This window comes from Streptomyces sp. NPDC025784 (genome assembly GCF_055558435.1).
Genome location: NZ_JBVHMN010000030.1, coordinates 66,346 through 77,795, shown reverse-complemented (window position 1 = coordinate 77,795; position 11,450 = coordinate 66,346). Strand labels below are relative to the sequence as shown.

The 11,450-nt window shown below is 66.8% G+C and carries 6 protein-coding genes and 1 pseudogene; 2 read left to right on the top strand and 5 right to left on the bottom strand.

The genetic code is table 11. The annotated features are described in order from the left end of the window. Both ACZ4IF_RS42295 and ACZ4IF_RS42290 read right to left on the bottom strand, forming a co-directional pair. A partial coding sequence (locus ACZ4IF_RS42295) for an acyl-CoA thioesterase/BAAT N-terminal domain-containing protein (RefSeq protein ID WP_467573883.1) occupies window positions 1-726 on the bottom strand: 726 nt, incomplete at its 3' end. Between the two features lie 192 nt (window positions 727-918). Continuing rightward, on the bottom strand, window positions 919-4,221 hold the full coding sequence (locus tag ACZ4IF_RS42290; protein ID WP_467573874.1) for an AfsR/SARP family transcriptional regulator: 3,303 nt from the start codon (window positions 4,219-4,221) through the stop codon (window positions 919-921). A 277-nt stretch (window positions 4,222-4,498) separates the two neighbouring features. Here ACZ4IF_RS42290 and ACZ4IF_RS42285 point away from each other — a divergent pair. Further along, window positions 4,499-4,750: pseudogene (locus tag ACZ4IF_RS42285) on the top strand (transposase); the annotation flags it as partial. Window positions 4,751-4,805: 55 nt separating this feature from the next. On the opposite strand, the gene ACZ4IF_RS42280 reads toward ACZ4IF_RS42285, so the two are convergent. From ACZ4IF_RS42280 to ACZ4IF_RS42270, 3 genes are all read right to left on the bottom strand, one after another. Next, window positions 4,806-6,872, bottom strand: a complete 2,067-nt coding sequence (locus ACZ4IF_RS42280; RefSeq protein ID WP_467573871.1) for a protein kinase domain-containing protein — start codon at window positions 6,870-6,872, stop codon at window positions 4,806-4,808. A 297-nt stretch (window positions 6,873-7,169) separates the two neighbouring features. Further along, complete coding sequence (locus ACZ4IF_RS42275) at window positions 7,170-7,481, bottom strand: DUF6192 family protein (protein WP_467573868.1); 312 nt, start codon at window positions 7,479-7,481, stop codon at window positions 7,170-7,172. Further along, entirely contained in the window at window positions 7,478-8,362 is an 885-nt protein-coding gene (locus ACZ4IF_RS42270) for a helix-turn-helix transcriptional regulator (protein WP_467573865.1), read from the bottom strand. Before ACZ4IF_RS42270 ends, ACZ4IF_RS42275 begins: the two co-directional genes overlap by 4 nt. Window positions 8,363-9,370: 1,008 nt before the next feature. On the opposite strand from ACZ4IF_RS42270, the gene ACZ4IF_RS42265 reads away from it, so the two are divergent. Beyond that, a complete protein-coding gene (locus tag ACZ4IF_RS42265) occupies window positions 9,371-11,425 on the top strand; it encodes a multicopper oxidase family protein (protein WP_467573862.1) in 2,055 nt (684 codons plus the stop codon). Window positions 11,426-11,450 lie beyond the last annotated feature (25 nt).

Genomic DNA, 11,450 nt, shown 5'->3' with positions numbered 1-11,450 from the left:
GGCCCTGTCTTCATGCGTCGACCGCCAGAAGATCACCCCGGCGAGAAACCTGTTCGACTTGCACGTTCCGTGATCGGTTGAGACACGGCTTCTGAAGTAGCCAAGTGCCATGGCCGGATAGCCGTGCGAAGCGAGGAGGGCCGCGGTGGATGTGCTGCTGTTGCCTCCTTCCGAACCGCCGAAGACCAGCACTGCAGGGTGGTGCTGCGTGTCAGGAGCCGGCAGAAACAGGTTTCCGGAAACCTTGTCGGCTGCGACGGAGAGCTGTCTACTGGTCACCCCTTTGCCGAGCCAGGCACGTGTCAGCGTGCGGGAGGCCGACTGGTACCCGTGTGCTGTGGCGGTGAGGGTGACGCGGTAGTTGTGTTGTGGGGAGGCCGGTGGGGAGAAGTAGGCAAGCTCCCGGTCGCCGGTTTCGGGGATCATGGACCAGAACAAGCCCATGCCGTCTGGGTGCCTGTAGCTACCGGACTTCGGTGTGGCCGTGTCCAAGGAGACGAGGCCCTGCGTGTCTGCCGTGAAGCTCGCGAAGCCGTGCCACGGCCTACCCTGTCGGTCCACCGTCCGCGAGGCGACGGCAACCGTCTGGCCGGGCTCCAGGCCGCTGATCCGTACATGCACGGCTCGGTCTGCCAGTGCCACCGGGGAGTCGACTGTGAGTAGCAACCGGCTGCTGGGCTTCGAGCATCCCGAAATACCTATGCCTATGAGGGCAATCGCCACCATCGTGCATAGCCAGCTTCGCATCTCAGCCCCCCGATGTGCGTTGCCAAGTTCGCAGCCGTTCTGGGGGTGAAGCGCGCCAATCTGTCCACCCCTCTTGCCGGTTTCAGAGAAATGAGTCAAGCAAGCATCGTGTGATCGCGCCAGACTCCTCGCGTCCCGAAGGCAGGACTGACGTGCACGGCTGCGGAGGTGTCACCGGTCGGGATCTCCATACTCCGTCTCGGGTACGCCGATGTCCGAGAAGATGTCCCGTGCCTGCTGCCTCCTCAGTTCAGCGGTGGCGCCGTCGGTTTTCTGGTGGGCGCGGGCAAGTGCCATGAGGGTGCGGGCCTCGCCGAGTCGGTGGCCGGTCTCGCGGTGTACGGCCAGGGCCTCCGCGGCGAGCTTGACGGCGGTGCCGTGGGCTTCCTCGGCCTCCGCCGTCTCGCACAGGGCTGTCAGGGCCTGGCCCTCCACCACGCGGAACGAGTGGTCGCGGGCCAGGCTCAGTGCCTGTTCGGCATAGGCGCGGGCCTTGTCGTGCCAGCCCTGATGCTGGTGGGTGAGGGAGAGGCCCAGGAGGCTGTCCGCCTCGGTGCGTCGGTATCTCGCCTGGTGGGAGAGGGCGAGGGCCTGCGTGTCGGCCTGCAGTGACCGGTCGATGTGTTCCAGCTCCCGGTGGGCGGTGGAGACGGTGTTGAGGAGAATCGCCTGGATCCAGAGCCGTCCCTCGTTCTTGACCATGGCGAAGGCACGCTCGGCCTGTTCCAGTCCCTCGTCGTGGCGGCCGAGCTCGATATTGATCTTCGCGGCGGCGCTGAGCATCATCGCGCGGCCGTTGCGGTAGCCACTCCTTTCACCGGGGGCCGCCCAGGGGCCGAGGACGTCGAGGCCGTCGGAGAGACGGCCGAGTTCCGAGTACACCCAGCCCAGAATCTGCAGCGCCAGGCTGTCGTCCCACCAGCTGAGCTTCCTGCTGCGGCTGATGGCCAATTCGAGGTGGGTGGCAGCCTCGCGTAGCCGGCCCATGTCCCGGCAGACCATACCGAGGCCGACCAGCCCGAACGCCTCGACGTGAGGGTTCCCGATGTCACGGGTGACCCGCACGCCGGTGGTGAAGTGCTCGTGCGCACGGTGGAGACGCGCCATGCTCCAGGCCACGAAGCCCCGGCCGCCCAGGGATGCTGCCTCGCCTTCCGCCCAGCCCAGCTCCCGACTGATGTCCCTCACGCGCGCGTTGTGCTCCATCGCCTCCCGCGCATGCCCCCAGTCCCACCCGATCACCCCGAGGGCCTGGTGCATGGCCGCCGCACCGTACGGATCGCCCTCGGCCTCCGCCGCGTCCAGCGCGGTCTGCGCGACGGCCAGCCACGTCGCCCGCGGTAGATGGAGCCAGAAGTCTCCGAACAGTACGGAGGCCAAGTGCCAGGAGACGGGGCGCGGACCGTGCCGGGCGGCATGGTTGATGAGGGCCAGCAGATTGGCCCGTTCCGCCTCCAGCCACACCGTGGCCTCGACGTGGGACGGCAACACCTGCTGGTCGTTGGCCCTGAGCCCGGGCGGCAGCTCCGGAAAGAGCCAGGTCCCCGAGGCGGCGCGGGCAGCGTGCAGGTACCAGATCAGGAGCCGTTCGAGAGCGGCTTCACGGTTCGCCGCCGTCTCCTCCATCAGCACACACTCCTGCGCGTACTCGCGGAGGAGATCGTGGAAGCGGTACCGGCCCGCCATCGCGGGTTCAATCAGATGCGCCGCGGCCAGCGCGCCGAGCAGACGCCGGGCCTGGGACAGCGGCGCCTCCAGGAGGGCTGCCGCGGCCTCGGCGGTGAACTCCGCACCGGGGAACAGGCCGAGCAGGCGGAACAGCCGGCGCATTCCTGGCGCCAGGACCTGGTACGACACCGAAAAGGCTGTCCGTAAGGGGGAGTTGGCCTGGTCCTCCGGTGCCAGCGCCACCAGTCTGTTGCCCCCGGTCATCTCGGTGACCAGATCGGCTGTCCGCAGGCTCGGATCGCCCGCCAGCCGGGCGGCGGCCAGGCGCAGCGCCAGCGGAAGGCTGCCGCACAGCCGGATCAGTTCGTCGACCGCGCGCTCGTCGCCGGCGACCCGGTCCGCACCGAGTGCCCGGCTGAGCAGCGCGCGGGCCTCGTCCAGCTGGAGGAGATCCAGCGGCAGGGCATGGGCACCGTCGTGGGCGACGAGGTCGCCGAGCCGGTTGCGGCTGGTGACGACGACGCAGCAGGTCGCGCTGGACGGCAGCAGCGGACGTACCTGGTCGGCCGAGGCCGCGTTGTCCAGCACGACGAGCATGCGCCGGTCGGCCAGCAGGGTCCGGAAGACGCGGCCCTGGGCCTCGTGACCCGGGGGGATCTCCGACGCCGGGAGCCCCAGGCTGCGCAGCAGCAACTCGAGCGCCTCGCGGGGCTCAAGGGGCTGACGGTCGTGGTCGAAGCCGTGGAGGTTGACGTAGAGCTGGCCGTCCGGGAAGCGGTTGCGGACCTGGTGCGCCCAGTGCACGGCCAGCGCGGTCTTGCCGATGCCGGCGGCGCCGCCGATGGCGGAGATGACCACGGTGTGCGCCGCCCCCCGCTCCTGCACGGGCGGAAGCAGTGCGTGGAGCCGTCCGAGTTCGCCGGTGCGACCGACGAAGCCCTGTGCGTTGTGCGGGAGTTCGGCGGGAACGGCGCTCTCGTCCGGCTTGGCGAGCCTGGGTGGGGAAGGGACCGGCGGACGCAGGAGGAAAGTGTCGTCCTGGTGCAGCACCGCTTCGTGCACCCGGCGCAGTTCCGCGTCGGGGTCGACTCCGAGCTCATCACGCAGTCGTACGCGCATGTCCTCGTACGCTCTGAGCGCTTCTGCCTGACGCCCGCAGCCGTACAGGGCCCGCATGCGCAGGGCCGTCAGCGACTCGTCGTAGCGGTCGGACGCGGACGACAGCCCGCCAAGGTTGTCGAGTGTTTCCCCGAATCGGCCCAGCACAAGCAGGCACTTGAGCCACTCCAGTTGGAGTGCGCGCCGCCGCTCTACCCATCGCTGCCGTTCCTCCTGTGCGAAGGGTCCCGGCAGGTTGGACAGAGGCTCGCCCCGGAACAACTCGAAGGCCGCGGACAACTGGTCGGCCGCGGTGGCCAGGTCACCCGACGCGACGGTGCGCAGTGCCTCGTCGCCCTGCGCGTCCAGATCCGCCGTGTCGAGCCGGGCTCCCTCGACGACGAAGCGGTACCAGCCCTTGCCGCTGCGGATCACCGACTCGGCGGGCAGGGTGCCTTCCGGATCGAGTGCCCTGCGCAGCGAGTTGACGTGAGTCGGCAGTACCTTGCGGCCGCCCGCGGGCGGTTCCGGCCCCCACACCGCGTCGAGCAGCCGCTCATGACTCACCACAGCCCCTTTGCGCAGCAGCAGCGCGGCCAGTACGGCCTGCCGCTTGACCGGCCCCAGCTCCAGCGGCGTCCCGCCCCGCCATGCCCGTAGCGGTCCGAGCACCTCGAATCGAAGTAGCTCAGGAGATCCGCCGTCCATCGCCAAGCCTCCGCTCCCGTAAGTCATCGGAAATTCATTTTGGCAGCCCGGACGTGCACGGAGGAGCAAGTAGCCACCCGCGTCATCACTGCCGCCTTCCAGCGGGTGATCCAGGTCTGCCGACAGAAGGATGTCCACGAAGATCCCGCCCCGGCTGGCTTCGAGAAGTGGTCCGCCTGCTTCACACCGGAGTTCGGCGCGGCGGGGGGGGGGGCGCCATCCAATCATCCGCGACAGGAGCCTTCGCGAACGTCTTTCCCCCTGAGAGGATCGAGTCATGGCACGTCCTTCCCCTTACCCCCTTGAGCTGCGCAAGCGGGTGGTCCGCATGGTCGCCGAGGTGCGGCCCGAGTACGACACGGAGTGGTCCGCGATGAAGGCGATCGCGGCGAGACTGGGGATCGGGACGACCGAAACGCTGCGCAAGTGGGTTCGCCAGGACCAGATCGACAGTGGTGCCCCGCCGGGCACCACGACGGAGGAGTCGGCCGAGCTCAAGCGCCTGCGGAGGGAGTACGCCGAGCTCAAGCCGATCCACGAGAACAGATCTCGGTATACACGTCGACCCTAGGCGTGCGCGCTTGTCAACGTTCCGAGGTTGGCGGGCTTTGGGGAGAGCGGACAGGCAACGTGTACAGCAGCCCGTCCGGGGTGAGGGCGTAGAAGTCATTATCGTTGTCTCTGATGATTTCCGGCCGGTGAAACGATGCCTTTTCCCCTGAGCTGTCGCGCGGGTGGTGCACGTCCCTTCGGGTGCCGCTGTCGGCGCTGAAGGCGCTGACGTTCCCTTCGTCTGTCATGACGAGGAACTGCCGGTTGGCGTATACCGGGTCGGCAATTATGGCGCCATGCGCGGAGGCGCTCCAGCGCTCTTTGCCGTTGTGGGCGTTGATGGCCGAGATGCGGCCGTCCTCGTAGGCGAGCAGTACGGTGCCTCGGCTCAGGGTAAGCCGGAATTTCGAGCCCCGGAGGGGGAGGCGGGACGTCGTGTTGGTTGCAGTGTCGAGAACGATCAAGAGGGTGGAGTCCGCCTTGGCGGCACTCCGGTTCCCGAGAGCAATGAGGCCGTTTGCCGCCGCCAGGAGGTGAAGGTTCTGTTCAAGGGCAACGGGTCTTTCAATCGCGCCCGTTGAGGGATTCAGCAGGGTCACGTCTGTGCGGTGCTTCCCGCGCACGATCAGGTAAGTCTTCTCCCCGAGCACCGCGATGGACGCCTCGCCAGTGAGAGGCCGCTGCCAGAGCGTCTTCCGGGCCGTCGGATCAAGGCCCTCGATCCGACGGCTGGAGATCATGAGGAAGCTGTCGCGGGACAGAACGATCTGCGAGGGGTGATTCTTGAACGTCCTCGTCCACAGAAGTCGTCCAGTCTTGACGTCTAGGCACCGGAGGACTTGTCGGTCTTCCGTACTCGTTGTGTAGAAGAGTTCTTTTCCGCGGACACCGAGCAGTGTGGCCTGCCCCTCGGCATATTCGTCAGGGCGCATGTGCTCCCACATGGTCTTGCCGTGATAGACCTCGATGCTGAGGACCTGACCGCCGGCCAGGCAGTAGAGGAACGCCCGGATCTTTGAGGCGGGATCGCCGGGCACGCACTGCTCGCCGGGGGCCACCCTGCGCACGCTCGATGCCCAGGATTGTTGGTGCGCCAACACGATGCCCGGGTGTTCCGGTTTCGCAGAAGCGGGCCGGTACTCGTTGCCGGTGCCCTCTGCGATCAGCGTCAGTGGCACGGTGGCCAGGATGGCTGCGGCGACCGCCCAGACAGGTACACGCCGGGTCACCACCTGTTTGAGAACGGCCCACCGACGCCGTGCGGACAGTCCCCGATTCACTGGTGCTGGCGGCGGGGCCGGGGGAGCGGTGAGCCGTCTCAGTACGGCCGCGGGCGTCGGGCGATTCGCAGGCTCTTTCATGAGGCAGTCGGCCACCAGTCCCCTCAGGGGATCCGGCACATCAGTGAGTTCCGGATCCTCGTAGACCGCCTGGTAGGCGATGCCGAACGCGCCTTGTGCCCTGAACGGTCCGTATCCGGTTGCTGCGTAGGTCAGGACGCAGCCCAGGGCGAAGACGTCCGCCTCCAGCCCGATGGTGCCGAGTGCCTGCAGTTGCTCCGGCGCCATGAAGGCCGGCGTACCCACGACGTGACCAGTCTCGGTGAGCCCCAGGCCGTCGGTTGCTTGGGCGACTCCGAAGTCGATGACCCGGGGCCCATCCTCGGTGAGCAGAACATTGCTGGGCTTGAGGTCGCGGTGGATCACTCCGGCACGGTGGATGTCAGCGAGAGCCTGGGCTAACCCGCAGGCCAGTTCGGTCAGCTCTGACAAACTCAGGGGGCCGTTCTGCGACACCTGCGCGGCGAGGCTTTGGCCCGGCACGTAGAGCGTGGCCATCCAGGGCTGCGGTCCCCGCGGGCTGGCGTCGACGACGGGCGCGGTGTACCGGCTGTGAACCATCCTCGCGGCAGCGACCTCGAGCTCGAACCTTGCCCGGAACGCTTTGTCTTCGGCCCATTCACGCCGAACCACCTTCAGAGCCACAGGCGTTCCTTGCGAGGAACGGGCGAGGTACACCACGCCCATCCCACCCACACCAAGGCGCCTTTCCAGCTTGTATCCGCCCACTTCGGTCGGATCGTCATCGTGCAGCGACACCACAGGCCTCCCCAGATGCCCTGGTTCTGGGCACCCTCCGGCCTTCTTCACGCACGGCCATTGCCGTTGGTTGCGCCTCCACGGCAGATCTGGCCGATTCCTCATCTCTCAGTTGCCGGGACAGTGCTGGGTAGCCATGGGTTGGAGGCGTAGGCGAGTTGCTGAGCACGTCTCCGGAAGGCCTACTTCTGAGGCGCTTGACCTTGCGTTCCCCCCGTTCCCCGAAAGCGTCGCCGGCACCTGGTCGACCCACCTCAGCCTGACTGGCCACCTACCGGTCTGCCCTCAGTCCGACAGTCACACGCGATCGGCGACACCAGGTCGGTGCCCCCGAGCAGCCGGCGGACTCTCGTGATCCCAGCGGTGCGCCGGTGGTATTCGGTACGCAGAGTGGTGGCCTGCCCGCGGGGCGGTGGTGGTATCGCGAGCAGCATCCCCGCTCCGCCGGCACTCACCCGTGCGCTCGTCGAGCGGCGGGGGCCGGATCAGCTCGGACGCGTCCGGCGCCGACGCCAGGACGTGGTGCGCCTCGAAGGAGACGTCCTCCTGCCGCTGGTCCTTCGGCCACCGCGCGGCCACCCACCGATACGTCCGTACCGTACTGGTCATGGCAGCGCTTGCCGCCTGTCGAAACGGCTACCGATTTCCGCTTGTGGCGCGTCTTCAGAGACCAGCGAGTCCAGCAGTCTGAGTCGCTTGGCGGTTTCGGAGCCGGGGGTGGCGCCGTAGAAGATGATGCGTTGGCCGGAGGGACCCGGAAGTCGCGCGACCTCCTTGTTGAGAGTGAGGTGTCCGACGAGTGGGTGATTGAACTCCCGGACCTGGTGCGTCCACTCGGCCACCGGTTGGGTATCCCAGAATTCCATGAAATCCCGGCTTCTGGCCTTCAGTTCGCTGATCAGCTCGACCATTTGCAGATCACCGGGGTACTCCGTCGACGCCGCCCGCAGATAGCCGACCATATTGCGCGCCCAGTCATTCCAGTCCACGATCAGGTCACGCATCGCTGATTCGAGGAACGTTTGCCTTGCCAGGTTCGGCCGCTGGTCCGCGCTCAGGCCGAACAGTGCGAATCCCAGCCGGTTGCCGCCGAGCAGGTCTGTGCGCCTCCCTACGATGCACACCCCCTGCTGGGTGGTGCTCTCGACCAGGGCGATGACCGAGTCCCGCACCTCTTCGGGCCCGGCCTGAAGTTGCCCGATGGGTGGGGGCCATGCCAAGCGCAGCAGATGGAGCCGCTCGATCTCGTTCAGGCGCAGCGCGCCTGCGATCGCGTCCATCACCGCACCGGACAAGTGGTGGTCCTCCCCCTGCTCGATGCGGGCGTAGTAGTTCACGCTCATTCCGGCGAGCCACGCGACCTCCTCGCGCCGCAGACCCGGTACTCGGCGGAGCGAACCGCAGGTAGCGATCCCGGCATCCGTGGGTGAGAGTGCTGCCCGTCGGGCGCGGAGGAAGTCTCCGAGCTCGGTGTTCCGCCTTTTGCCCATATTAAGAGCATATGCTCGTAAGTTGATGAGGGCAAGAGTGGCGCGGGCTGCCCCTGCCCCAAGCCTGGCCGGGGCGGGAAGACCCTACAGGGGAGGCCCTGGGAGCACCTCGGCAGCCTTCGAGCGCAGGCTGACGGCCCTGTGATGAAACATGCGGGGCAGGTGATCGCCCCAGAAGCTTCGAGCCCTTGAATCCGCCGTCCGAGTCATTCGGCGGCTTGGAGCCCTGAATCCGAGGCCGGCCTGGGCGGGCGTAGATGTGGCCGCCTGGCGGGTGTTTCTCCAGGCGGGGAGGTTCTGGCTGGTCGGAGTGCTGCCCGAAGGCCGGCTGTGGGTACCCACGGCGTGGGTACCCACAGCGAGGTAAGGCCTCTATTGGGGTGGAACATGGCGATTTGAGCAAGTATTTGGTGACAAGGGCGCTCCGGCTGTCGTCGCTGCGATGCATACGATTCTCATCACGTCGGTTCTCCGGAGACCTTCCGGAAGATCGTCGTCGCTCTGTTGCGCGCTCGACGCGAAACCCGCTTCGAGCTCACGTACGGGCCCGTAGCGCTCTCTCCCGAAACGGTCCTGCGGAACGTTGAGATTGGGTGCGACTCATGAAGACTTCGGAGGGGAGGGGAAATTGTCGGACCTCGCGGGCGGTTTTCCAGCCGTATCAGTTGCCGTTCGGCATCGGCGGGGCGGCTTGGACCAGGGGTTCGACATCGAGGGCGACCGGCAGTAAGGCGCCGGCGGGCCTGAGGCGGCGACACAGTGAGCACCGATGCGACTGACATCGGCAGCGCCGCAGGGGCCACAAGCACTCTGGGGGAAAGGCAGTTACAGGGCCGGGGGCGCCTGTGCGGGGACCAAGTATCGCTTGCACAGGGTGTAACGCGAGGCGTCGGGGGGCGCCTCATTCAGGCGAGGCCGGGATCTTCTTCCTGAGGCAGAAAACTGCCTGAGCTCGTGTCGCGCCGTAGCTCAAGGCTGACAGCCATCTCGAGAACACGGCGACTTCGGATGACCGTACGCCGCGTCACATTGCTGAATTCGCTGACACATCGGGCTGCAGTTCCCTTCGACGGTGCCCAAACAGGCACCCATAACAACACCATTCAGTACAGGAAATCAATCAATATGAAGCATAATCGACGGACATTCCTCGGTATGGCGGGCGGCACCGCGGTCGCTGCCACCGTGGCCGGCGCGGGCCTCTACAGCGCGACCGGCCTGTTCCAGGGGAGCGCACAAGCCAGCGAGACGCTTGACGGCGGCAGCAAGCCGCTCGACGGCGTGAGCTCCCCGGAGTTCAAGAAGCTGACTCCGTTCAAGGACCCGCTGCGCATCCCTCCGACGCTGCGCCCCGGCGACGAAGCGATCACGAAGATCGACCTGATGGAGTCCCAGATCCGTCTGCACTCCCAGATGCCGGCTACCCGCCTGTGGACCTACATGGGCCACTTCCCCGGTCCGACCATCGACGTGCGCAGGGGGCAGCGGGCTCGCATCGCCTGGAAGAACAAGCTGACGGGCACCATCCCCCTCAAGGCCGTATTCGTGGACCCGGAAGGCCCCGGGCCCGGCCTGCTGCCCTACAACAGCCCGGGAGCCGACGGTGCGACCGCGCGCCCCGAGGTCAACAAGCTGACTGCCTGGACCACGGTCCACCTGCACGGCGGCCACAACCACGCCCTGCACGACGGCGGTGCGGACCTCGCGGTCACGCCTGGAAGCGCGCAGTTGGCCGAATACGGCAACGACCAGGCCGCTGCGCACCTCTTTTACCATGACCACGCCATGGCGGTCACCGCGTTGAATGTGCAGGCCGGACTGATGGGCCACTACATCATCCGCGACGAGGTGGAGGACCAGCTCGGCCTGCCCAGCGGCGCCTACGAGATGCCGCTGGCGATCCAGGACGTCAACTTCGACACGGATGACCAAGGGCGGCTGACCGGGCAGATCCTCAACAAGAAGATCTCCCTGGCGAAGCCTGAGCCGGGGATGATCCCGCCGTCTTTTGCGGGCTTCGGCCCGTTCACCATGGTGAACGGTGTGGTGTGGCCGTATGTGAACGTAGAGGCCCGTGCCTACCGCTTCCGCTTGATGAACATCTCGCCGGCCCGCATCTACCGGATCGCCGTGGTGGACGAGGAGACCGGCAAGGTGATGCGGGGGGCCATGAAGGTCGTCGGCACCGACCTGGGCCTGCTCGGCGCTCCCCAGACCGTCGACGAGGCACTGTCGCTCTCCCCCGCGGAACGTGCCGACATTGTGATCGACTTCGCTGCCTTCCCGGGCAAGAAGCTCAAGCTGGTCAACACCATTCCGGGCCAGACCCCCGGAGCTGCCCTCCCGGACTTCACCATTCCCTTCCCCGAGGTCATGCAGTTCCGCGTCGGGACCAAGCGGAACGAGACCTACACCGTTCCGGCGAAGCTGTCCGGCCGCTTCAAGAAGCTCACCCTCGCCGACGTTCCCGAGGGCGCCGTCGAGCGGTTCGTCGTGCTCACCATTGACAAGGGCATGCCGGTGATCTGGGAGATGAAAAAGGTCTCCGGCGAGGCATCCGGCGAGGGTGTCGTGCAGATCGCCCTGCCTGGTGGCACGAAGACCCTCCGCCGTGTGGCCTCGATCTTCGAGGACCCCACCACCTTCTTCTCGGTGTCCAGCACCTGGGAGAAGTGGAACGTCATCAGCGTCGCACCGCCCAACGTACCGATCTACCACCCGTTCCACATACACCTGATGGACTTCCAGGTGGTGGACCGGCGTGCGATCGACGTCAGCGGTATGGACTTCGCCGCCGGAGGCACCACGGCGCCCATCACCATCGGCGATGCGCTGCCCGTCGCCCCTGAGGAGTCCGGCTGGAAGGACACCATCACCGTCAACGCGAACACGATGGTCACGCTCGGCGGAAAGATCGTTGAGCAGACCGGCCGGGCCATGTACCACTGCCACCTCTTCGACCACGAGGACGAGGGCATGATGCGTCCCTTCGTGGTCATGCCGCCGGCCGTGCACGAGATCCACAGCAGCCTGATGGGGATGCACGGCGAGCACGCGATGTAACCCGGTCATGGGCTCCTCGTCCGTG

Excerpts from the sequence above, each read along its gene's own strand:
- ACZ4IF_RS42290 (WP_467573874.1), bottom strand. The coding sequence starts at position 4,221 with ATGGACGGCGGATCTCCTGAGCTACTTCGATTCGAGGTGCTCGGACCG.
- ACZ4IF_RS42275 (WP_467573868.1), bottom strand. The coding sequence starts at position 7,481 with ATGACCAGTACGGTACGGACGTATCGGTGGGTGGCCGCGCGGTGGCCG.
- ACZ4IF_RS42270 (WP_467573865.1), bottom strand. The coding sequence starts at position 8,362 with ATGGGCAAAAGGCGGAACACCGAGCTCGGAGACTTCCTCCGCGCCCGA.
- ACZ4IF_RS42265 (WP_467573862.1), top strand. The coding sequence starts at position 9,371 with ATGACCGTACGCCGCGTCACATTGCTGAATTCGCTGACACATCGGGCT.